The organism is Glutamicibacter sp. AGC84 (assembly GCF_053543575.1).
This window is the reverse complement of sequence record NZ_JBLVOC010000004.1, coordinates 60,370-84,019: the sequence shown is the minus strand read 5'-3', so window position 1 is coordinate 84,019 and position 23,650 is coordinate 60,370. Positions and strand designations below refer to the sequence as shown.

The following is a 23,650-nucleotide window of genomic DNA, read 5'->3' as shown; positions in this document are numbered from 1 at the left end:
CCCCCCCGGGACATTACATTCGGCGGAGGATAGGGGATTTGAACCCCTGAGGGCGTTAACCCAACACGCGTTCCAGGCGTGCGCCATAGGCCGCTAGGCGAATCCTCCTCAGTTTGCTCCGTGGAGCAGGATCAAGCATATCTAAATTCTCGCTCAATCACGAATCGGACGTTTCCACGTTGCTTCCCAGCTCATTCTTGAGGCGTCAAACCCCTGAAATTCGGTAATTTTGCACCTTTTCACCATCCCGATCTTTTCTCCAAAGGCTGCCGTTTGAACAGATCAATACTGTAAACATGAGTAAAAGAGAGGTATTTCACAGCCAAGACGACCCTCGCCGACTGCCTATCAGCCCGCCCGGGACAAGGAGTATCCCCGGAATCGATGGTCTTTGGGCCGCGAACCTGGACAAAGACAATCTCTTTACCCAGATCGCCGCTACCGCCATAAACCTTTATGACCAGTCGCCGGTCACTGCATCCGCCCAGGGCCTGGAGCGGCTGAAGACCATTGCCCGGCTGCACAGCATGCTGGATGCTGCCGAGGCAGCGGTGTTGGCCGATAGCTACGAGTATTCGGTCGCCGAGACGATCAGCCACGGAACCCAAGAGCCGCTGCTGGATGACCCCGGCACAACGGAAGAAACAGCTGAAACTCATTCTGCCTACTTCTACGGTGTCAATCGCTCCGACGAGTCGCTGATCCGTTCTTCCTTTGTTGCCGAGGCATCGGTGGCAATGCGCTCCTCGGAAAAGAAAGTCCAGGACAAGTTGTTCTTCGCCGAAGGACTGCGCCATCTTTGCGCAGACACTTTGGACGCCCTGAGCGTCGGTGAGATCACGACCAGATCCGCGCAGGAGATCGTCAAGCACTCTCAGGATCTGGCACCCGAGGACGTGGCACTAATGCAACGAACCTTGCTGCCGATAGCGCGGCAGGCCGCTGACTCCGCGATAGCCCTACGTGCCAGGAAAATGCGTGAGCGATTGCATCCAAAGCCCATTGAAGAACGCCACAAGAAAGGTGCGGAGGACCGCAAGATCACCTATTGGCACGAGGCCAATGGAATGAGCGTGATTCAGCTGCATCTGCCGGTGGAAAAGGCATTGGGCATTATCAATACCGTCAATTGGCATGCCGTACGCAATGTTGATCCAGCTGATAATCGGACCGAACAGCAACGACGGCTGGACATTGTTTGCGATGCGTTGCTCGATGGTTGGCCCGCAACCGAAGGGACCCCGCTCAAAGCTCGTGTAGCTGTCACGATTCCTGCGCTGGAAATGCTGGCCAACCCTAAACGCGCACTAGCTGACCTTGAGGGCTACGGGCCGATCCCAGTAGGGACAGCGCTGCTAATCGCAAAAGACGCCCCGTCTTTCATCAAGGTGCTCACCGATCCTTGGTCAGGGGCAGCTATAGACGTGGGCCGCGAAAAGTACCGTCCGTCCAAGGCGCTGCGTGATCTGCTGCGAAATCGGGATATCGTCTGCCGCTTCCCCGGGTGCAATCGGCCCGCCGAAGCATCCGAGATTGACCACATCGATGCATGGGCAAAAGGCGGGCACACCACGCGCAGCAATACGCATTTATTGTGCAAGCGGCATCAGATGTTCAAGCACGTGCTGGGATGGCAAGCCACCTATCTTCCGGACGGTTCAGTGAACTGGCGCTCCCCCAACGGCATGATTTGTGTTGAGCTTCCCGGCAGCGTCACCAGCGTCCAGAACTTCGACTTCGAGAAGGAGCAGACGCCCATGTTGCCTACCGTCCAGCTCAATGACCGCGTTCGACGCGTACTTGGGTGGCTAGAACCGCCTGAAGAAGCGACCGGCTGAGGACGAACAGCATTTTTGGTCAAGATCTCCGAGCCATGATTTGCAAGCTGAGAGCAAGCGCACGCCTGCCGATTTTCATCCAAGCGCCAACCTCGGGTAGTATTTTTGGTGACCCCTCGTGTGGTGTCATCCTGTTGAACTCCCCCAGGACCGGAAGGTAGCAAGGGTAGATGGGCTCTGGCAGGTGCATGAGGGGTCTTTTACTTTCTTACGCAAGCCGAATGGAGTCCACGTGGGCGCTGGCCGTTTCGCCCCTAGCCCTTCGGGGCCACTCCACCTTGGCAATTTGCGCACGGCCATCCTCGCTTGGCTTTTCGCCCGCTCCTCGCAACGCAAATTCCTACTGCGCATTGAAGACTTGGATCGTGTTCGTTCCGGCGCCGAAGCCATCCAAATTGCTGAATTATCGTCCTTGGGCCTTGATTTCGACGGCGAAATTCTCCGACAGTCCGACCGCCTTCCGATTTATCTCCAGGCCGTTGAGCGGCTCAAGGCCCGCGGCTTGGTCTATGAATGCTTCTGCTCGCGCAAGGACATCGCCGAAGCCGCAAGTGCTCCGCATGCTGCGCCCGGCGCCTACCCGGGAACCTGCCGCGATCTGAGCGCCAGCGAACGCTCGGCTAAAGCACAGAACCGTCCAGCCGCCTTGCGACTGCGTTCAGAAGTGAACGAATTTTCTGTTCATGACGAACTATTCGGCGATTACACCGGTGCGGTAGATGACTTCGTCCTGATCCGCAACGATGGAGCTCCCGCCTACAACCTTGCGGTTGTCGTCGACGATGCGTTCTCAGGCATCGACCAGGTCGTGCGCGGAGATGATTTGCTCTCTTCTGCGCCGCGGCAGGCCTACCTGGCAACGCTACTGGGCTACACGGTCCCGGCCTACGCGCACGTACCGCTGGCACTGAACACCAAGGGCCAGCGCTTGGCTAAACGCGACGGTGCAGTAACACTCGAAGAGATCACCGAACAAGGTGTGCATCCAGCCAACGTTGTGGCGATTTTGCTAGAGTCATTGGGCTTGCCCAGCACAAGTTTGCAGGCAGCCCTGGAAGCTTTCGATCCGGAGAATCTGCCACGTGAACCGTGGACCGTCGAACCATTGAATATTGTCCAACAGCTGATGCCTAAAGCATCAGGCAACTGATAGGGAACCGGTGTGAGTACAGCGCTATATCGCAGATATCGTCCCGATACGTTTGGCGACGTTATCGGCCAGGAGCACGTTACCGCGCCCTTGATGACGGCGCTGGAGAAGAACCGCGTCAACCACGCCTATCTATTCTCCGGTCCGCGCGGTTGCGGCAAGACGACTTCTGCCCGCATTTTGGCCCGTTGCTTGAACTGCGAGCAGGGCCCTACGCCCGTTCCTTGCGGCACCTGCCCAAGCTGCGTGGACCTTGCCAATGGTGGCCCGGGTTCGCTGGACGTCATCGAGATTGACGCGGCCAGCCATGGCGGCGTAGATGATGCCCGCGATCTGCGCGAGCGCGCAACCTTCGCGCCAACTCGCGACCGCTACAAGATCTTCATCATCGATGAGGCCCACATGGTCACGGCGGCAGGCTTCAATGCCTTGCTGAAGATCGTTGAAGAGCCACCGGCGCACATCAAATTCATCTTCGCGACTACCGAGCCGGAAAAGGTCATCGGCACCATCCGCTCGCGTACCCACCACTACCCATTCCGCCTGGTTCCGCCAGAGGCATTGCTGGCGTACCTGCAAGTGCTCTGCGAACGCGAAAGCGTCGCCGTAGCCGAAGGCGTACTGCCACTGGTGATCCGTGCTGGCGGCGGTTCGGTCCGCGACACCCTTTCGGTGCTGGATCAGCTGATCGCTGGTGCCCGCGATGGCAACCTGGATTACGAGACGGCCATTGCACTGCTGGGCTACACCCACTCGACACTGCTCGATGAGGTCACCTTGTCGCTGCACGAATCCGATGGCGCTGGTCTGTTCGGTGCGATTGACCGCATCATCCAGACCGGTCTGGATCCCCGGCGCTTCGTTGAAGATGTGCTGGAGCGCTTCCGCGATCTGATCATCGCCAAGGCCATGCCAGAAGGCCTTGAGAAGATCTTGCGCGGCGTACCAGAAGACCAGCTTGAATCCCTTCGCTTGCAAGCTGGCCTGGTCGGTGCAGGCGAACTATCGCGCTGGGCCGATGTCACCAACAAGGCCCTGAGCGAGATGACCGGCGCAACTTCGCCTCGTTTGCACCTGGAATTGCTGGCCGCGCGCTTGATGCTGCCCGGTTCGCAGAATTCCGACAGCGCTTTTGCCGCTCGGCTGGATCGGTTGGAGCGCCATGCGATGACCGGTGGAGTGCTGCCTGCGCTTGATGAGGACGACGCTGCAAGTGCTGGCGCCTCAATGAACGCCACTCCTAACCCGGGCGCCGCGCGTCAGGGTGCTGCCGCAGTACGCGAAGCCTTGGCCGCCGCCAAATCCCGTCGTGAGGGTGCACCCGAACCGGCTGAAGCACAGGGCGAACCAGTGGCTGGCGGACAGGGCCCACAGGTTCAGCCAAATCATGCCCAGCCGCAACAGCAGGCTCCCGAGGCTCCAGCGCAAATGCAGCAGCCCGCGCAGCACGCAGAACCAGTTCAAGCTCAGCGCACCGAGCAGCCTCAAGAGACTCCGCAGCCAGTTCCTGCCCCGCAGGAAACGCATCCCCAGCAGTCCGCGCCATCACAGCCACAGCCACAGCCACAGCCACAGCCACAGCCACAGCCACAGCCACAGCCACAGCCACAGCCACAGCCACATGATGATGATCCAAATGCTCCGCTGGATCCAGGCGCGGCAGCGTCGCTGAACACTGGTGAAGCCGCTGACTGGGGTGCAACTTGGGGTCCAAAGGGCGAAAATTACTCGGTGACCACCGAGGTGCAGCCTGGTCCGAGTATTCCGGCAGCTCGTCCGGAAGGCGTGGCACCATTCAGCTTGGTTCCCGATCCTTCCAGCGGTGAAGACCTGTCATTCGGCACCGGGGTCTCCATTGATGACGTCAAGCAAAATCCTGCCATGGCCGAATTTGCACGTCGTGCGGCTGCCAACCGAACACCACAAGCACCGCAGTCGGCACAGCCGCAACAGGCACCAGAAGCTAGCCAGGCTGGCGTGGATGCTAAGCGCCACGCTGCCCACCAGGCGCAAGAACAAGCCCAACGCGAACAAGCTGAACGCGAAGCACAACAGCGCGCCGCACAAGAACAAGCCCAACGCGAACAAGCTGAACGCGAAGCACAACAGCGCGCCGCACAAGAACAAGCCCAACACGAACAAGCTGAACGCGAAGCACAACAGCGCGCCGCGCAAGAACAGGCCCAACGCGCTCAAGCACCGCAACAGCAACAGCAACAGCAACAGCAACAGCAGGGTGCTCAGCAACCTCAACATGGTGCCCCTAGCGGGATGCCGCAGAGCCAGCCAGCACCACAGGACACCGGCTCACCGGTGGCGATGTTCCAGCAAGCGTGGCCAACGATCTTGCAGCAGTTGCAGGGCAGCTCGCGCGTCCTGCATTCCATGGTTGCCACCTATGGCTCTGTGGCAGGCTTCGATGGCCGCACCCTCACCTTGGCGTTCAGCAATACTGGCCCAATCGTGAATCTGCGCAACCGGCCGGATCTGATGAATACGCTGACCGGGGTTCTGTCCCAGGTCACCGGTGCACCGATCGAAGTGGTCCTCACCGAAGGCGGCTCCAACCCCAACGGTGGTGGTTCCCCAAAAGGTGAGCGCCGGCCAATCCCGGCGCCAACCCCAGCACCAACTAAGTTCACCAAGGCTGTAAGTTCTGCTGGGGCGGCTGCGCGCGCTGCGGCACGGGCCCAAGCTGCCGCTCCGGCACCGCAGCAGCGCCCGGTATCCGCTGTGCCAAGCTCGGCACCAGTCGCGCCTGCACCACGAGCCCATGACGGGTACGACAGCTCCTACGATGACGTCCCGCCTCCAGCGGATGAACCCTACTTCGACGAGCCACCGTTCCCGGATGACCCGTACTACGTGCCAGCTGGTTCTGTTCCGGAAGCGCAGCAGGTGCAGCCGCAGCAACAGGCTCCGGTCCCGGCCCCGGCTCCGCAGCCGACCCCGGCAGCGCCAGCACCGGCGCCGGCGGCTAGTGCACCACGGAGTTTCGGTGGACCTCCGGTGGCTCCCAAGCCCCGGATGACTGCCGGAATGACAGCGCGCCAGGCTGAGGGCGGCGTTCCGAACATTGCACGTCCGGTTTCCTCGACCCCGTTGCACCCGGAAAGCACCACCGATTCCTTCGGGAATCTAGCGGTTGGCGATTCCGAGCAGCAGGCTCCACAAGCTATGGCGCCATCAGCTCCATCGGTTCCGGAAGCCCCGGCGCCGCGGACTGCCCAAACGCAGCCGCAGGTCCGCCCCCAGCACCAGGAACAGCCTCGCCAGGAACCGGCCGCACCGGTGCAACCCCCGGCAGCCCTGCAGCCGGCCCCTGAATCCGCTCCGGGATGGGGCGCTCCACAGGCTGAACCGGCACCGGATCCTGCGGATTCGGCACGGGCGGCCTCAGGCCGCATGAGCCGATACCAGCAGCTGATGGACCAGGCGAAGAACGCACCCAGTGCGCCGGCGCCTGCCCAGGTGGCGCGCGGCTGGGGCGGTCCTGCTTCGGCTCCCGCGCCTGCTCCGGTGCAAGAGCCCGAGGAATTTGTCCCGAGCGACGATGATATCGAGGTCGAGGATTCGGCACTGATCGGTGTTCCAGCCGTGGAACGCCTGCTCGGCGGCATGGTCATCGAGCAGCGCGACGTCAACGGGAATGTAGTGGAAATCAAACGAAGCTTGTAGCCGGCACCACGGCGAACTGTCGGAGTGAGACACTAGGGTGTACCACGGAACAATTTCACAGTATTGAAGCAAGCTAGAAAGTAGGCGCACGTGTACGAAGGTGCTGTACAGGAACTGATCGACGAGCTCGGTCGCTTGCCTGGCATCGGCCCGAAGTCGGCTCAGCGCATTGCTTTCCACATTCTTGACGCCGATGCCGAGGACATGACCCGGCTCGCCGCCTCGATCCAGCTGGTCAAGGAAAAGGTGAAGTTCTGCGAGATCTGCTTCAACATCTCGGAGCAGGAAACCTGCGCCATTTGCCGCGATGAACGCCGTGATGGCACCAAGATCTGCATCGTGGAGGAGTCCAAGGACGTCCTGGCCATTGAGCGCACCCGGGCGTTCTCCGGCAAGTACCACGTGCTCGGCGGTTCCATTAATCCGCTGGCAGGCATTGGCCCGGAACAGCTGCACATCCGCGAGCTGGTAACCCGCTTGGCCGATGACTCGATCACCGAACTGATTCTGGCCACCGACCCGAATCTCGAGGGCGAAGCCACCGCCGTGTACCTGGTGCGCGCGCTAGCCCCTTTGGGCATCCACATCACCCGGTTGGCCTCCGGCCTGCCGGTGGGCGGCGATCTGGAATACGCCGATGAAGTGACCCTGGCCCGCGCCTTCGAGGGACGTCGCGCTGCCGGCCGCACCGCGCCGGGTCCGGCCCGCGCCAAGGCCCAGAAGCAGGGATCCGAGGAGCAGGCGCCGCAAGATCAGTCCGGAGAAGCTGCAGAGAAGCCGAAAGCCCAGCTATCCGAACCTCGCCTGCTGCACGTTGGCGGTGCGCCGGTTTCTTCCAGCAACGCTGGCGAAGGGCCTTCGCATCCGGTAGTCCCCGAGATGGATAGCCGTCGCAGCCAGTAGTTCTGGTTGCCTTGGAACGCTCTGCACTCTTCCGGTTCGCCGGCTTGAGCGCAGGGCGTTTTTCTATGCCAGCACGGTGATGTGGGGTGAAACACGCTTAGTTGATAATAGTCAACTATCGCCGTATAGTTGATATCAATCAACCATTCAGGCCCTCTATGCCTGACCCTAAATTTTTGGAGCTTCCATGACCGCAACCGCACCGGTCGCCAAGCCCAAGATGACTCACCGCGAAATCCTCACTGCCCTCACGGGCATTTTGATGGGCATGTTCGTCTCCATCTTGGCCAGCACCGTCGTTTCCAGCTCGCTGCCAGTGATCGTCTCCGATCTCAACGGCAGCCAGACCGCCTACACCTGGGTGGTCACCGCCACCTTGTTGGCGACCACCATCTCCACTCCGATCTGGGGCAAGCTCGCCGACCTGGGCAACCGCAAACTGCTGCTGCAGATCTCGCTCGGCATCTTCGTGCTGGCCTCGGCCGCCGCAGGTTTCTCGCAGGACACCAGCTTCCTGATCACCATGCGCGTCGTCCAGGGCCTGGCCGGTGGCGGCGTAGGCGCCTTGGCGCAGATCGTCATGGCCGATTTCCTCTCCCCCCGCGAACGCGGCAAGTACATGGGCCTGTTCGGCGCGGTCATGGCCGTTGGCACCGTGGGCGGCCCGCTGATCGGCGGCTTCGTTACTGACACCATCAACTGGCGCTGGAACTTCTTCATCGCCCTGCCTTTCGCCATCGCTGCGGTCATCCTGATCCAGCGCACCTTGCACCTTCCGGCCATGGCCAAGCGCAAGGTCAAGATCGACTACTGGGGCATCGTCCTGCTTTCCTCCGGCGTCTCGCTGCTGCTGATCTGGATGTCGCTGGGCGGCTCGCAGTTCGAGTGGGCCTCGACGACCAGCTACCTGATGATTGCCGGTGCGGTAATCCTGCTGGCGCTGTTCATTCTGGTCGAAGCCAAGTCCTCCGAGCCGCTGCTGAGCCTGGGCCTGTTCAAGAACCGCACCTTCACCTTCGCGGTCATCGCATCGCTGGCCGTTGGCGTTTCGATGTTCGGCACCTCGGTGTTCCTCAGCCAGTACATGATCATGGCCCGTGGCGCATCAGCCACCATGGCCGGCCTGATGACCTTCCCGCTGATGGGCGGCCTGCTGGTCATCTCCACCATCGGCGGTGCGATGATCTCGCGCACCGGCAAGTGGAAGGCACTGGTTGTCACCGGTTCGGTGCTGATCGTCGTTGGGCTGTTCCTGCTGGGAACCATCCACTACGACACCAACTACGCGTTGGTCGCCGCCTACATGTTCATCCTCGGCGCCGGCATGGGCCTTGTCATGCAGAACATGGTGCTGGTCGTGCAGAACTCGGTCCACGTCAAGGAACTGGGTGTAGCCTCCTCGGCCGTGAACTTCTTCCGCACCTTGGGCGGCACTGCGGGTACCGCAGGCCTGGGCGCCATACTGGCGACCACTGTGCCGAACATGATCGCCGACCGGCAATCCGATTTGGCCGCAGCCCTGGCTTCCCTGGGCGACCAAGCCAAGGAGCTGACCGCAGCATTGGGATCGGGCACCCTGCCTTCAGTTGGAGCGATGCCTGAACCGGTCCGCGTGATCTTCGAGTCCATCTACGGCGACGCAGTGCCTTCGCTGTTCACCATTGCCGCTCCGCTGTCGCTGCTCATCGTCGTGGCTGTCTGCCTGATCCCCAACCAGTCGCTGAAGACCCAGACTGCAAGTGAACGCATGCAGGAGCTGGCTGCTGAGGACCAGGACGCAGCCAAGGCAGAAACGCCAGCTGGCAACTAGGAGATCCGGTGCAGGTTTCAAGCAAAGCCGAAGACGTTCCCGCCGCTCAACGTCCCGATCTCTATGCCTCAGCCGAACAGGAGTTATTTTCACTGATCGCGCTGACGGCGCGTGCCAAGCGGGAACTGGCCACTCGGCTCGACAGCCGGCTCACCCCGGGATACCTGCCCGTGCTCGGGATGATTCTGCGCAGCCAACGCATCACCCAGTCTGAAATCTGCGAACACTTGCTGGTCGATAAAGCTGCGCTATCGCGCATGATCACCAAGCTGGAACAGCTGGCGCTGGTCAAGCGTGAAGTCGACCCGGAAGACCGGAGGGTGTTCCACATCCTGCCTACCGAGCTTGCGGTTGAAAGGTGGCATGAATGCTTCCAAGGGTGGCGTACAGAGCTCCGCTCGCGCATGACCAATTGGGACAATGAGGATCTGTCGGCACTCATCGACCTCCTGAGCCGATTGAATTTGGAAATCAAGTCCCTCTAGAGCGGTTCAATCCCAGGCCGGTCCTCTCGGAATTACCGAGAAGACCGGCCAGGGGCTTTTAAAGCCCACTACATGCACCGGCAGTTCACGGCTTCGCACAGCGCCCTCGCTCACGGCCCATTCCCCGGCGCCAGACAGCGGCGCCGCGGCCACCTTGTTGTTGGAGCTTGCCAGGTTTCGGTACATGGGCACTTCACTGGGCAGATCAGGGAAAATCGAAATCCGCACTGGTTCAAGAGTGGAAGGAATGGGCAGGCATCATGGATGCCGCGGGCCTGCGCGACATGACGCAGAACGAATGGATTCAGAGGCTGCTTCCGCTGATGCAGGACCCGCAGAAAAGCGGCAGGCTCCTGCGGGCCCGGCGCATCGCTTCGGAGTACCGACAGCTCCAAGTCCGCCCTAGACTGTCCTCATGGCAACAAAAAGCAGCAACCTCCCGGCCATCGCCAAGGCCACCGGCATTGAATGGGATCAGTGGTGCGCCAAACTGCGCGCTGGCGGAGCCGATCAACTTACGCACAAGCAGATAGCCGAACTGGCTTTCACCCACATGCCCCCAACCGTCGATACTCCGGGCTGGTGGGCTCAATCCGTGGCTGTAGCCTATGAGCAGCACATTGGCCGACGCCTGCCCGGCCAATCCCAAGACGGCACCTTCCAAAGTTCGGTGAGCAGCACGATCGATGCTGATTTGGATACCGCGCTGGAACGCTGGATCGCCTGCGTCCAGGGGCGCCAGGAGTTCAACGGCCACCAGCTTTCCGAACCTGCACGCACCAGCGGCTCAGAGCGATGGCGCTATTGGCGAGCTGATTTCAGCGACGGAACCAAGACACAGGTAGACATTGGCCTCAAAGGTGGAAAATCCTCGGTTGCCATAAACATTACTAAGGCTGGAACACCTGAACAGGTGTCTGGATGGAAGGGCTTTTGGCGACAAATTTTGGCTGAATTCAAGGGGTAGTCAGTGTTTTTCAACAACCTGCATTGAGGTTCCTAGGCAATATGACCAATGGTTACCTTCACAACTAGGACATGTCGCCCCGTAGCTGTCACAATATTTATCTGGTAGATGTCTCGCGCCACAGTTCCATCAAAAACCACCGGCGGCGAGGCACAGCTTTCAACAGGTGGAGTGAGTGCCCATGGGCCTAATTGTTCAAAAGTTTGGCGGTTCTTCCGTTTCAGATGCCGAAGGCATCAAGCGTGTAGCGCGCCGAATTATTGATACTAAATCCAAGGGCCATGACGTCGTTGTCGTTGTTTCCGCAATGGGCGACACCACCGATGACTTGCTGGACCTGGCAGGCCAGCTTACCGATGATGCACCAGCCCGCGAGATGGACATGCTGCTCTCCGCTGGCGAACGCATCTCGATGTCGCTGCTGGCGATGGCGATCAACCAGCTCGGCGAGCAGGCTGCTTCATTCACCGGCTCGCAGGCAGGCTTGATCACCGACTCCACCCACGGCAAAGCCCGCATCATGGAGGTCTCCCCGCAGCGCGTACGCCGTGCCATCGACCGCGGATTCATCGCCATCGTCGCCGGTTTCCAGGGCATGAGCAAGGAATCCAAGAACATCACCACCATGGGCCGTGGCGGCTCGGACACCACCGCCGTCGCGCTGGCCGCAGCGCTGGGCGCCGATGTCTGCGAAATCTACACCGACGTGGACGGCATCTACACCGCCGACCCGCGCGTGGTCGCCTCGGCCAAGAAGATCGAGAAGATCACCAGTGAAGAAATGCTGGAAATGGCCGCCAGCGGCTCGAAGATCTTGCACCTGCGTTGCGTGGAATACGCCCGCCGGTTCGGCGTGCCGCTGCACGTGCGCTCTTCATTCAGCACCAACGAGGGCACCTGGGTGCTCCCGGATCCCGAAGACAAAATCAAAATTCAAGAGGGAGAACCCTTGGAACAGCCAATCATCTCAGGTGTCGCCCACGACCACTCCGAAGCCAAGGTCACCATCATTGGCGTTCCGGACATCCCCGGCAAAGCAGCACAGATTTTCGGGGTTATCGCCGCTGCGCAGGCCAATATCGACATGATTGTGCAGAACATCTCGACCCGCGGTTCGGGTGCCACCGATATCTCCTTCACCCTGCCGATGACCGAGACCAAGCATGTGCTTGAAGCACTGAACACCGCGAAGCCGGAGATCGGTTTCGAGGAAATCGAGCACAATGACGAGGTTGGCAAGCTCTCGCTGATCGGTGCCGGAATGCGCTCGAATCCAGGAGTCTCCTTCACCTTCTTCGAGGCATTGCACCGCGCGGGCGTGAACGTGGACATGATCTCCACTTCAGAGATCCGCATCTCCGTGGTCACCGACGCCGACAAGCTCAACGATGCAGTACGCGCTATCCACACCGCGTTCGATCTGGATACCGACGTGGAAGCCACCGTCTACGGCGGCACCGGCCGCTAAGCGCCGACAAGCTGAAAAGGAGAACGCCAGCGAAACAATTACTGTTTCGCAGGCGTTCTCCCAATTAACTGCTATTTATTCGGTTCCAGCGTCTTGGTGTAGACGATTTCGCCCAAGCCATTGCGCAGCGTGACGGTGAACAGGTCCTGCTCATCGAGGTCGACGTGGCCGAAGAACTGGCCCTTGCCATCGCGCGGCGACTGGTTGGTGCTGCCAGCCAGCGAGAAGTCCACGCGTGGTCCGAAAGTGCCATCCATTTGGTTCGGCCCGAAGGAACCGGCATTGACTGGACCGGCCACGAATTCCCAGAACTCATTGAACTCGCTGAAGGCTGCACGCTCTGGAGAGTAGTGGTGCGCCGCGCAATAGTGCACATCCGCGGTCAGGAAGACGACATTCTTGATGCCGCGGTCCTTAATGGCCTTGAGCAGGCGGGCAAGTTCCAGCTCGCGGCCTAGTGGTGCGCCGTGGTCTGCGTTGGAAATTGATTCCTGCGCCTTGCCGTCCGGAACAATGATGCCCAGCGGCAGGTCGTTGAGAATGACTTTCCAGGTTGCCTTGGACTTGGCCAAGGAATCGACTAGCCAATTCAGCTGCTCTTCGCCGAGAATTGCGGTGGACTTCTCTTCCATTCCGGCGGTGTTCTCGGACTTGTAGCTGCGCATGTCCAGTGCGAACAGGTCCATTGCTGGACCACGCGAGATTTTGCGGTAGATGCGTGCTGCCTCGAATCCGGTGCCTGCGCGCATGGCGCGCGGGTCGGCGATCGGCTGGTATTCCTGCCAGGCCTGGCGGCCGCGGGCGGCAAGGGTGTTGATATCGCGCACCGTGTAGCGCTCATCTTCGATGATCTCACCCGGCCACCAGTTGTTATGGGTCTCGTGGTCATCCCACTGGGCAATCACCGGAACCTCGGAATACATGGCACGCACATTGTGGTCCATCAGGTTGTAGCGGTGCCGCCCACGGTACTCGGCCAGGGTTTCGGCCACCTTGGAGACTTCCTCGGTGACCAAGTTGCGCCAGATCTGGCCGTCCGGTTCCACAACTTCTGCGGCAATCGGGCCGTCGGCGTAGATGGTGTCGCCGCTGTGCACGAAGAAGTCCGGCTTGGTTGCATGCATGGCCGCGTAGGCGCGCATGCCACCGATTTCTTCGTTGATGCCCCAGCCCTGGCCAGCGGTGTCGCCGGACCACACAAAGCTCTGGGCACGGGAGGCGTCGTGGTTGCGGCGACCGGTCAACGCCGGTGCGGTGCTGAACCAGCCGTTCTGAGTCTCGCCAAGGGTGCCGTTATCGTCCTCGAAACCGATGCTGACTGCGAAACGGGTACCGGCAGGCAGATGCTCGGCATTGATCTTTGCAGTGAAGTCAGTGGCCTCGCGGGCGTAGGCACCGCGCAAAGTCTTGGCGAAGGATCCACGGCCGCGGATGATTTCCCCCGCTTCGTCCACCGCACGCAGCTGCGCGCGCAAGCGGCCTTCCCCGGAGCTGCGAGCCCAGAGTACGGCGTTGCTGGCAGAGACATCCCCCATGGAAAATCCGCTGGTCAATCCCAGGCGGGAACGCACGAGTCGGGGACTGCTGGAAGCCAGCGCTGTTCCAGTGGGCCCAACCAAGGTCAATGCACCTGCGCCAATGGCGCCGGTGAGCAATTTGCGTCGCGAAATATTATTCATGTGATTCAGTGTTCACGACTTGATCAGCCATTTCCTTGAGCCCAGATGAACACCAAGAGAAATCGTTCGTGTCCAGTCCACACCACGAATCCAGAGATCCTGAACTCCAAAGCACGCCCATTACTGGCAGACTGGAAAAATGAGTTCACCTCAAGTCATTTCTGGTCCGCCGGCCGCTGGCCACGCAATTCCTCCGGCTGTGCGCATTGCAGCCGGCCAGGCGGAAATCGAGGGTATCTGGCAGAACGCATTTGGCGGGATAACATACCGGCTTGGGCAGGGCGAGCCGATGCGCTTCGCCAAGTGGTCGCCGGGATGCCCTCCCGAAGAGGACGGCGATCTCTTGGCTGAAGCCCTGCGCATGCGGTGGGCGGGAGAATTCATCAGAGTCCCCGAAGTGCTCAGCTGCGGACAGCATGCTGACGGCCAGCTGCTCGTCACGGCAGCATTGCCCGGGCACAGTGCAGTCAGCGAGCTTGGCAAAAGCGATCCGGCGCGATCCGCGTTTGCAGTGGGCGCCGGTCTGCGCCACCTGCACGATCGGCTGCCGGTCGACCAGTGCCCCTTCAGCTGGGATCTGGAATCCCGCATCCAGCACCTGCCTGACCAGGAGCAAGCTGCTTTGCTGGCTGAAATCCCGGAGCTTGATCTTGTGGTCTGCCATGGCGATGCTTGCCTGCCCAACACGATCATCACCGATAGCCATGATTTCAGCGCGCATGTGGATATGGGGAAATTGGGTGTCGGAGACCGCTGGGCGGATCTCGCCGTTGCCGCATGGAGCACCGAGTGGAATTACGGGCTTGCTTTCGAACAGCATGTCTACGCCGGGTACGGAATCGAACCCGATGAGCGGAAGGTGTCGTTCTACCGAAAGGTCTGGGACGCAACCTAGGAGGCCGAGCCGCTAGCGTGCCACGTAACGGTGCTCGGGACGGCCACGGGTTCCGTATCCAAGCTGCAGCTCCAGGGATTCATTGGCCACCAGCGCCGCCAAATACCGTTGCGCTGTCGCACGGGCAACCCCAATTGCCTCCGCGACCTCGGCGACGCTCATGGGTTCGGTAGCGTCCTTGACGCAGGAAAGAACTGCCTGTTCGGTGGGGGCGGCACCCACCGATGCGTTGGTTTCTTCGCCCCCTTGGAGCGCCCGGTACAACCGGTCCACGCCCTGCTGGTTGAACTCCGCGGTCCCGGTCAATTGGCGACGATAGCGAGCCCAGCCTTTGAGCTTGGCGGCCAGGGTCTTGGCCTCAAAGGGCTTGATGATGAACGCCAGTGCGCCCGAGCGCAGCGCTTTGTCAATGTTCTTGGGTTCAATCGCCGCGGAAATCATGATCGCATCAACATCGAGTTCTCTCAGCAGCTCGATTCCACTGACATGCGGCAGGTAGAGATCCAGCAATACCAAATCAGGTTTCAGGCTCTGCACCATTTGGGGCACAACACGCGGATCCTGCACAGGCTCCAGGGCCTGGAACCCGGGGATGGCGTTGACCATCTCAGCGTGCAGCTCTCCTACCCGGAAATCGTCATCGACAATTAGCACCCGGTAGTTGCCGCTGGAATTCTCGCTCAATGTTGCGCTCCTTCAATCTCGTCGTTTTCCGTATTGGCTGGCTCGACCAGTACCGCCGGCAATCTTGCTGCGATAACTGCCCCGGAACCATCCGTCCCGCGGTCCGCTATCCAGACGTCCCCGCTGCGGGCTTGGGCGAGCCGTCTGATCAGCGGCAATCCGACGCCATGCCCATGATCGCCACCCAGATGGGATCCGGTGCTGACGTCCCGGGCGAAGATATCCTCGTCGGTGGTAATGCCGGGTCCAGAATCGGCCACGGCGATGTGCAAGGTGTTCCCTTCGGAGAGCAAGTCGATTTCTACCCAGGGTTCTGCATCTGTGCAAAGAGCTGCCGTGAAGGCGTTATCCAGCAGATTCCCCAGGACTGCGGTGGCGTCTTGGGCATCGTGGGCCGAGGCGATGTGTCCGAAAAGCATGGATTGGGCAGACACTCTCAGTTCTATGCCTTGTTCGTGGGCGCGCACCGCCTTCGCCGAAATAAAAGCCGAGAGGTAAGCGTCCTGGATGGCCTCCAGCCCGGGAACCTGAGCGATCTTCGGCCCGGATTCCATCACCTCACGCAGGTAGTCTTCTGCCTGTTCGATCTTGCCCAAGTTGATCAGCCCGAGGACTGCGTGCATCCGGTTGGCGAATTCATGGCGCTGGGCGCGCAGCGCATCGGCCATGTCCTGGACTGCATCGAGTTTGGTGCCCAGCGCTTCGAGGGTGGTGACATCATGGAGCAGCACGACCAGTCCGAGGTCCACTCCGTCACGGTCGACCTTGGTCACGCGGGCTATGAGCGAGTTGCCATTGGCCGCAAAGCGCACCGGTGCCGGGTCGCATTCCTTGATCGCCCTGACCAGCCGGTGATCCAATCCAGCGGATTCAAAGTGGCGGCCGACCACGTCCTCCAATTCGGTGCGGTGCGGCAGTCCCAGCAATTGCCTGGCGGCCCTGTTGCGCACGGTAATTCGGCTGTCGGCGCCAATGCCCATGACACCTTCGGTAACACCGTAGAGCACGGCCTGCTGGTCCCTGACAAGCTGGGCAATTTCGGCCGGTTCCAGCCCAAGGGTCTGGCGCTTCAAACGGCGTACGGTGACTCGTCCGGCAAGCACTGCCAAGGCTGCGCAAATCGCCGCAAGCAATACAATCCAGGCGAAGGACTCAAGCAGCGCCCCGGTCAAGGAGTCAGTGGTCACGCCCACGGAAATCTCTCCGATGACCGCACCCGCGGTACTGTAGACCGGGACCTTGGCGCGCACCGATTCACCAAGGGTTCCGTGTTCCCGGGAGACCGCTTCAATGCCTTCCAGCGCCACCGGGTCAGTAGAAACCATTTGGCCCAGTTCCTCGGGGTTCGGATGGCTCAAGCGCAGTCCGCGGTCCTCGGTAATCACCACGAAATACGCTTGCTCTTGCCCAATGACAGCGCCTGCCAGTTGCTGCAGTTTTCCATCGGCGAGCGCCTTGGCATCCAGCTCGTCCAGCTTTGCATAGTGCGAGACCTGCTCAACTACTTCCGGCAAGACGGCCACCGAACGAGCTATGGTCAGCGAGGTATCTTCGGCTTTTGAATAGACGCGGTCATAGCTGGCGAAAAGCGTTCCGGCGGTAACGAGAACAATCAGAACACCTACGACCAGAAATTGAAGCCGCATGATGCGTGATGCGAAATGCCGGGTGCCGGCGCCAGAACGGAACATGCCACCCAGCATAAACCCATCTTTCCACTCTCGTGATTTTAATGAGCAAAAAGTTGGCAAAGAACTTAAGCCTTCAACAATAAGCACAAGACGCGCAAAGTGAGCACCGACACGTACCTTGAATGGGTGCCCCTCCTAGCTTGTGGGGACTAAGGATTCACTCACACTGAAATGGAGGTCGGGTCAATGCTCGTTGTACTCGGATTCCTCATGGTCGCCACCTTCATGGTGCTGATCATGACAAAACGCATGACGCCGCTGCTGGCATTGATTCTGGTTCCAACCATCTTCGGCTTGTTCACCGGTGCCGGATTCGGCCTTGGCGACATGGTCATGGACGCGGTCAAGGACATGTCCAGTACCGCAGCCCTGCTGATGTTCGCCATCATGTACTTCGGCATCATGATCGACGTCGGCTTGTTCGACCGATTGGTCTCCGGCATCCAGAAGCTAGTGGGCAACGACCCCGCCAAGGTCGTCATGGGCACTTCGCTGCTCACCGGCGTAATTTCCCTCGATGGCGATGGCTCGACCACCTTCATTGTGGTTACCGCGGCACTGCTGCCGATCTACCAGCGCCTGGGCATGAGCCCAGTGGTCCTGACCTGCGTTGCAGGCCTGACCAATGGCACGCTGAACATCGTTCCCTGGGGCGGCCCAACGGCCCGCGCGGCAGCGGCACTAGGTGTTGACGCCTCGGAAATCTTCGTGCCGATGCTCCCTGCGCTGGGAATTTCCCTCATTGTCATTGCCCTGTTCGCATGGCAGATGGGCGTATCCGAACGCCGCCGCTTGCAGCGCGAGCGTCCGGAAATCTGGGGCACCGAACTCGGTGGCGGCAACGTTTCCACCCCTACCGGAGGAAAGAGCCCTGCTGGCACTTCCCCTGCCGGAGGCAACCTGGCCGTACTGGAATCCGTGGCTCGCAAGGGCGATGGCACCGAAGCTTCCACCTTGGACGGCACCGTCCTGGATCCGGATCGCGAGACCCTGCGCCCCAAGACCTTCTACTTCAACCTGGCGCTGACCGTCGCCATCATGGTGCTGCTGGTAGTCGATGTCACTCCGTTGCCCTACCTGTTCATGGTGGGTACCGCGATCGCCTTGATCGTCAACTTCCCCAAGGTCTCCGACCAGGTGAAGATGATCGCCGCGCACTCCAGCGAAATCATTGCCGTGGTCTCCATGGTGCTCGCCGCGGCAGTGCTCACCGGCGTGCTCTCCGGCACCGGCATGGTTGATGCCATGAGCCAGTGGCTGGTGGATGTCATTCCTACCTCCATGGGTCCATACATGGCAGTACTGACCGGGCTGATTTCGATTCCAGCTACCTTCCTGATGAGCAATGACGCCTTCTACTTCGGCGTCTTGCCAGTTCTCGCCGAAGCCGGCGCGCATTTCGGTGTACCAGCGGTGGATATGGCTCGCGCCTCCATCACCGGACAGCCAGTGCACATGCAGTCTCCGCTCGTTCCAGCCATCTTGCTGCTGGTGTCGCTCTCTCGTGTGGACTTGGGCGATCACCACAAGAAGGTGCTGTGGCGTGCGTTGGTGGTCTCCTTGGTCATGCTCGCTTCGGGCATGCTCCTTGGTGTCATCCACATGGGCTAACGCCCCAGGACCAAAGGTCCGTCGTCAGCCAGGCTCCGTGCCACCCGGACATTTCCAAGCCGGTGGCACGGAGTCCGGTGTTTAACCCGGGCTGACCCTGTTGGCAGCCGGCCGGAGGCTGCCGCATGCAGCTATTCGAGCACCCAGTTGCTTCTTCCCGGCAGCCATTGACCATCTGCACAGGGCGCCGGTTCAGCAAGCACAGTTTCCCGTGAAAAACTGGAGGCAGGGCAAGACGTGCACAGCGCGTGCTTCCCCTGGACCGGATGGACCCGCCACTGGGCCACACCGCGAATTCGACCGTCTTCTCCCGACGCAAAGGAAGGCTCCAGCGCATGGAAAGAGAACCTCTGGACAACAGCATCTCCCTGGCCCAGCTCGAAGCGGTTGTCATGATTGTGGACTATGGTTCCTTCACCGCCGCCGCGGATATCCTTGGCATCTCCCAGCCCTCCTTGTCCCGGCGCATTAGCGCGTTGGAGCGCACTCTTGGCATGCCCGTGTTCCGGGCCGCTGGAAGGGACATGGTGCTGACCGAGGTTGGCCGGAGCATCATTCCTGCCGGCCGCCGGGCACTGCGTGAAGTCGCCGCGATCGGAACCATCGCCTCCTCCACGCGTGCATTGGCCACCGGATCCCTGCGCATCGCGGGGTTGCCCTCCCTGGTTGGAGGAATCATGCCCGAGTACATCGGCCCCTTCCATCGCCAGCACCCCGGTGTCCGGATAGAGATCCTGAGCGTGGAGGACGATGAGCAGCTTGCCGATGCGCTTCGCCTGAATCGTGCCGATGTGGCTTTTGGCGTGAACGAGCGCATCCCCGCGGACCTCATCGGCAAATCCCTGCGCGATCAGCAATTCTCGGCGGTCGTATCCGAGGATACCGAGGTGGACCCGGACACTGGGCTAAGCACAGAATTGCTCAATTCCCTGACTCTGGCCACCCTCCCCCAGGGCACCTCGATTCGCAAGATCACCGACGAAGTTTACCGGAGCTTGAAGGCCACCGCTCCGCGGCTCATCACCACAACGCAACGCGACGCATTGGTCCATCTGGGCATCGCCGCCGGCGGCATCACCTTGGTTCCACGGATCATGGCCAGCACCGCCGTGATCTTCGGCGGCAAGCAGGTCCCGCTGAGCTTGCCAGCCAGCAGGCCCCTGGGCGTCATCTACCGCCGCGAAGAATACCGCAATCCGGCGCTGGGCGAATTCCTCGAATACCTCTGAGACAGAGATCTCCAGGCGGTTTCCGCTCTCCTGAGCCTGCGCGCGAAATCGGCCTTTCATGCGCTGCATGCATGGCTCTAATCAATCATGCTATTGGTTCCAGCGGCGTTCCACGTGGTCAGCTTGATGGGTAATCCGGCCATGGTCCTACCAAGGAGAGCAAGATCGTGAATTCCCAACGAACACCTTCCTCTGCCAGGCGTAGTTCCAAACGGCCGCGGCGCCGGGTAGCTGCCATCATTGCAGCGGCGCTGGTGCTAGCAGTAGTTGTGCCGACCAGCATTGCCTTCCTGCGCCTGCAGGGAAATATTTCCGTCTCGGCGCTCAGGGCGTCTGAAGCGGATGTCCCGGACTCCAGCGAAGGCCTGAATCTGCTGGTGCTCGGTTCCGATAGCCGGGATTTCAGCTCCACCGGCTTCGGCACGGATAACGGCTCCCGACGCAGCGATTCCATGCTGCTTGTCCACTTGTCACCAGGCAACGAGCGCATCGAGGCGGTCCAGATCCCACGCGATACCGTATTGCAGCGCCCGGCCTGCGCGGATACCGGGTCCGGCGCCTATGCCGGAGGATACGGCATGATCAATTCTGCGCTGAATTACGGTCCCGCATGCTCTGTCGCCGCGGTGGAAACGCTCACCGGAGTTCACCTGAACCACTTCATTGAGGTGGATTTCGAGGGATTCATTTCAATCATCGACGCACTCGACGGAGTCAGCGTGTGCCTGGCCCAGCCAATGACCGATCCGAAAGCGAACCTGGATCTTCCAGCCGGGCTGCAGGAGCTGGACGGAACCGATGCGCTTGCCCTGGCCAGGACCCGCCATGCCGTTGGCGATGGAAGCGACCTCGCTCGGCTCGGAAACCAGCAGAAGGTCATGTCCGCAATAGTCCAGCGTGCCACCAGCAAGGAAGTTCTCGCACGCCCGGACCGGCTCTACTCTTTCCTTGACGCGATTACCTCCTCGATGACCGTCGACCCGGAACTGAGTTCGCTACCGGAACTTGCAGGATTGGCTGCGCGGGTCAAGGACGTTCCCACGGACAAGATCACCTTCATGACCATGCCGACCCAGCCTGCACCATCAAACGCCAACCGGGTTGTCCCGGCTCCGGACGCGACCCTCATCTTTGAACGCATCAAGCAAGACATCCCGGTGAATCCGGATTCCGAGTCCGAATCCGGCTCCGAATCCGATGCAGGAGAAACTGCCACGGCGAAAGCCTCCGCCCGGCAGCTTCCTGTCAGCATAGCCAACGCAGCGCGAGTGAGCGGACTGGCCGGCAAATTCGCCAACGAAGCCACGGAGCAAGGCTTCACCGTCACTTCAATCACTACCGCGGCGTCCTTGCAGGCGCAAACACGGCTGCTGATTCCGGATACTGATGCAGCCAGGAAAACAGCCGACGCATTCGCCAAGGCAGTCGATCTCGATATCAAGGCAACAGTCGCCGATGTCGAAAGCATCGAATTGATTCTGGGCCAGGATTACCAAAACCTGGAGCGGCCAGAAAAGCAGCCCGTCAAGGTGAACAGCCGCAAAGCAGACCAGAAACTCTGCGGCTGAGCCGGCCCCAAGGGCAGGCCGCGCCACCGGAAAATCCTGCCATGCCGCGATGGCTGCCAGGCGAATCTCCGTTTGCCCGCGGCTGTTGGCCTTCGTATTCCGGCTGGGCTGCACCTGCCAATTCCGTTTGACCGCGTCCCTTGCAGCGAGGTGATTCACAGTGAGCATTGCAGGCATCAATGGCAATGAATTCATCGTGCTGGCCATTTTGGCGGCCGTGCTGCTCGGACCTGAAAAATTGCCGGACTACGCAAGGAAACTAGCCACGCTGACTCTCGAGTTGCGCCGACTCGCCTCTGGTGCCCAGGAACAACTCCGCGAGGAGCTTGGCGAGGATTTCGCGGACATGGATCTGAAGAAGTTCGATCCGCGGCAATATGATCCTCGAAGGATCATCAGCGAAGCGCTGCGAGATCAACTCGAAGAGCCGCCTGCCCAAGGATTCCCGGATTCTGCCCGCTCAAGGGGACCCGAGACCAAGAGTTCATCATCACCGCCAGCACCCTCCGGCCCAGCCCCTTTTTGACGATGAAAGCACTTAGGACGCCACTGCTCCTTGCCGCAAGTGTCCGCTGGCCACGCGCGCAGTGAATACGGATCCGGTGGACAGGACTCATTCATCGCAGTCCCCAAAGCTCCATCCGGTTCCCGCATCCGGATCGCACGGATTCCGGCATCTATCCGCAATCGGCCCAGCTTAGCTGGTTCGTCGGCCAACCGTGATGGCCGGCCGAAAAAGGATTCCCGGGATCAGCCACCAGCCTGCTGCCGGCCTAGCTTGCAGGCACGCCGGCGCTCCAATTCGGAACAGTATTTCTACTAGTAGCGCCTTCACAGCAATTCAGGGAGCAGGCGCCACTGCCCGGGCCCAGCGCTTTGCTTCCGGCGATGGTCGATGACTCCGGCTGCTCGCCACGCACTTGCGCTGCCCGTTCCAGGACCAGATCGACCAAGCCGCTGACAAACGACGGTGAGGTGCCAACACTGCCGGCACGGAGAAACGCCATCCCCAACTCGCGCGCGGTATCTGCCGCTTCGGTATCCAGATCGAATTTGACCTCCATGTGGTCCGAAACGAATCCGAGGGGTACAACCAGAACGCCCTCAGTTCCAGTTTCCGCAAGCTCGCGCATGCGGTCATTGATATCCGGTTCCAGCCAGGGAGTGTGCATGGATCCAGAACGGGAGCAGTACACCAGTTCGGCATCCAGCTGCTCCTCACCAGCTAGTTCCCCGCCAATCCAGGCCATGAGCTCCTCATGCTGCCGCTGGTAGCCGGCGGTGAACTTCTGCGATGATTCTTGCATCGCAGTAGGGATCGAATGGGTGACATATAGGATCTTGTGCCGGTTGCGGTCCAGGCCGCCGACGAGCTGCTTGAATTCCTTCAATCCCTTCCGCACGCAGTCCAACTGCGCACGAGCGAATCCCGGATGATTGTAGTACTGCCGGACTTTATCGATCACCACCTCGAGGCCCTCTTCTTGCAGTGCCGCCACAGTTCCGGCGAAATCCTCCCGGTATTGCCGGCACGAGGAATATGAGGAGTAGGCCGACGTATCGATGGCCAGGAACCTTCTCGAGCCGTGCCTGCGCGCATGGTTTCCGACCACTTCGGTGAGGTACGGTTCCCAATTCCGATTCCCCCAAAGCAGCGGCGTATCGATGCCGCGGGCTGCGAATTCCTCTTGAACGGCTTGCTGCAAAGCCTGGTTCTGCTCATTGATCGGAGATTTTCCGCCGAACATGTAGTAGTGCTCGCCCACCTCTTCAAGGCGCTCGTCCGGAATCCCTCGTCCCCGGGTAACGTTTTGCAGGAAAGGCAGGACATCTTCGGGCTTTTCCGGCCCGCCAAAGGACATCAGCACAACTGCATCAAACGGCGCTACCTGCATGTTTCCCATCGGGATCGTCCACGCTTTCTTCTCGGGCAACTGCCGCCATGGGCAAAATTCCCCGGAGCTGGCAGTCGCAAGTAATTATCTAGATTAGCT

At 60.6% G+C, this 23,650-nt stretch carries 16 protein-coding genes, 1 tRNA gene, 1 other RNA gene and 1 pseudogene; 14 read left to right on the top strand and 5 right to left on the bottom strand.

Annotated elements, in window-relative coordinates:
* Window positions 1–23: 23 nt before the first annotated feature.
* Window positions 24–108 (bottom strand) — tRNA-Ser (locus ACNPN0_RS01755).
* A gap of 188 nt (window positions 109–296) precedes the next feature.
* Here ACNPN0_RS01755 and ACNPN0_RS01750 point away from each other — a divergent pair.
* The 9 genes and pseudogenes from ACNPN0_RS01750 to ACNPN0_RS01710 all read left to right on the top strand — a co-directional run bounded on the left by ACNPN0_RS01750 (window position 297) and on the right by ACNPN0_RS01710 (window position 12,299).
* On the top strand, window positions 297–1,838 hold the full coding sequence (locus tag ACNPN0_RS01750) for an HNH endonuclease signature motif containing protein (RefSeq protein WP_105658000.1): 1,542 nt from the start codon (window positions 297–299) through the stop codon (window positions 1,836–1,838).
* A 107-nt stretch (window positions 1,839–1,945) separates the two neighbouring features.
* An RNA gene (ffs, locus tag ACNPN0_RS01745) (signal recognition particle sRNA small type) lies at window positions 1,946–2,042 on the top strand.
* A gap of 28 nt (window positions 2,043–2,070) precedes the next feature.
* A complete protein-coding gene (gluQRS, locus tag ACNPN0_RS01740) occupies window positions 2,071–2,988 on the top strand; it encodes a tRNA glutamyl-Q(34) synthetase GluQRS (protein ID WP_448938396.1) in 918 nt (305 codons plus the stop codon).
* Window positions 2,989–3,000: 12 nt separating this feature from the next.
* On the top strand, window positions 3,001–6,666 hold the full coding sequence (locus tag ACNPN0_RS01735; protein ID WP_448938836.1) for a DNA polymerase III subunit gamma and tau: 3,666 nt from the start codon (window positions 3,001–3,003) through the stop codon (window positions 6,664–6,666).
* A 90-nt stretch (window positions 6,667–6,756) separates the two neighbouring features.
* A pseudogene (recR, locus tag ACNPN0_RS01730) lies at window positions 6,757–7,347 on the top strand (recombination mediator RecR); the annotation flags it as partial.
* Window positions 7,348–7,756: 409 nt separating this feature from the next.
* Window positions 7,757–9,379 (top strand): MFS transporter, encoded by a 1,623-nt coding sequence (locus ACNPN0_RS01725; protein ID WP_434692535.1) that lies wholly within the window; start codon window positions 7,757–7,759, stop codon window positions 9,377–9,379.
* A gap of 8 nt (window positions 9,380–9,387) precedes the next feature.
* Window positions 9,388–9,864 carry a MarR family winged helix-turn-helix transcriptional regulator gene (locus tag ACNPN0_RS01720; protein WP_105657995.1) on the top strand — a complete coding sequence of 159 codons (477 nt, stop codon included), beginning with the start codon at window positions 9,388–9,390 and terminating at the stop codon, window positions 9,862–9,864.
* Between the two features lie 415 nt (window positions 9,865–10,279).
* On the top strand, window positions 10,280–10,831 hold the full coding sequence (locus ACNPN0_RS01715) for a hypothetical protein (RefSeq protein ID WP_133834345.1): 552 nt from the start codon (window positions 10,280–10,282) through the stop codon (window positions 10,829–10,831).
* A 181-nt stretch (window positions 10,832–11,012) separates the two neighbouring features.
* The gene (locus ACNPN0_RS01710; protein WP_105657993.1) at window positions 11,013–12,299 is read left to right on the top strand and encodes an aspartate kinase; all 1,287 of its coding nucleotides are present in this window, start codon (window positions 11,013–11,015) and stop codon (window positions 12,297–12,299) included.
* 71 nt (window positions 12,300–12,370) lie between these two features.
* Here ACNPN0_RS01710 and ACNPN0_RS01705 read toward each other — a convergent pair whose 3' ends face one another.
* Window positions 12,371–13,978, bottom strand: coding sequence for an alkaline phosphatase D family protein (locus ACNPN0_RS01705; protein ID WP_448938398.1), 1,608 nt, complete (start codon window positions 13,976–13,978; stop codon window positions 12,371–12,373).
* A gap of 139 nt (window positions 13,979–14,117) precedes the next feature.
* On the opposite strand from ACNPN0_RS01705, the gene ACNPN0_RS01700 reads away from it, so the two are divergent.
* Entirely contained in the window at window positions 14,118–14,873 is a 756-nt protein-coding gene (locus ACNPN0_RS01700; protein ID WP_448938399.1) for a phosphotransferase, read from the top strand.
* A gap of 12 nt (window positions 14,874–14,885) precedes the next feature.
* Here ACNPN0_RS01700 and ACNPN0_RS01695 read toward each other — a convergent pair whose 3' ends face one another.
* Together ACNPN0_RS01695 and ACNPN0_RS01690 are read right to left on the bottom strand one after the other, a co-directional pair.
* Window positions 14,886–15,557 carry a response regulator gene (locus ACNPN0_RS01695; RefSeq protein WP_448938400.1) on the bottom strand — a complete coding sequence of 224 codons (672 nt, stop codon included), beginning with the start codon at window positions 15,555–15,557 and terminating at the stop codon, window positions 14,886–14,888.
* Complete coding sequence (locus ACNPN0_RS01690; RefSeq protein ID WP_448938401.1) at window positions 15,554–17,248, bottom strand: ATP-binding protein; 1,695 nt, start codon at window positions 17,246–17,248, stop codon at window positions 15,554–15,556. The genes ACNPN0_RS01695 and ACNPN0_RS01690 overlap by 4 nt, the downstream gene beginning before the upstream one ends.
* A 186-nt stretch (window positions 17,249–17,434) precedes the next feature.
* Here ACNPN0_RS01690 and ACNPN0_RS01685 point away from each other — a divergent pair, with 186 nt between their 5' ends.
* The 4 genes from ACNPN0_RS01685 to ACNPN0_RS01670 all read left to right on the top strand — a co-directional run bounded on the left by ACNPN0_RS01685 (window position 17,435) and on the right by ACNPN0_RS01670 (window position 22,182).
* Complete coding sequence (locus ACNPN0_RS01685) at window positions 17,435–18,859, top strand: CitMHS family transporter (protein ID WP_105657989.1); 1,425 nt, start codon at window positions 17,435–17,437, stop codon at window positions 18,857–18,859.
* Window positions 18,860–19,194: 335 nt separating this feature from the next.
* Window positions 19,195–20,088, top strand: coding sequence for a LysR family transcriptional regulator (locus ACNPN0_RS01680; RefSeq protein ID WP_105657988.1), 894 nt, complete (start codon window positions 19,195–19,197; stop codon window positions 20,086–20,088).
* A gap of 167 nt (window positions 20,089–20,255) precedes the next feature.
* Window positions 20,256–21,656, top strand: a complete 1,401-nt coding sequence (locus tag ACNPN0_RS01675) for an LCP family protein (protein ID WP_448938402.1) — start codon at window positions 20,256–20,258, stop codon at window positions 21,654–21,656.
* 160 nt (window positions 21,657–21,816) lie between these two features.
* Window positions 21,817–22,182, top strand: a complete 366-nt coding sequence (locus ACNPN0_RS01670) for a Sec-independent protein translocase TatB (RefSeq protein ID WP_448938403.1) — start codon at window positions 21,817–21,819, stop codon at window positions 22,180–22,182.
* Window positions 22,183–22,429: 247 nt separating this feature from the next.
* Here the strand turns inward: ACNPN0_RS01670 and ACNPN0_RS01665 are convergent, their stop codons facing one another.
* On the bottom strand, window positions 22,430–23,560 hold the full coding sequence (locus tag ACNPN0_RS01665) for a ferrochelatase (RefSeq protein WP_448938404.1): 1,131 nt from the start codon (window positions 23,558–23,560) through the stop codon (window positions 22,430–22,432).
* Between the last annotated feature and the right edge of the window lie 90 nt (window positions 23,561–23,650).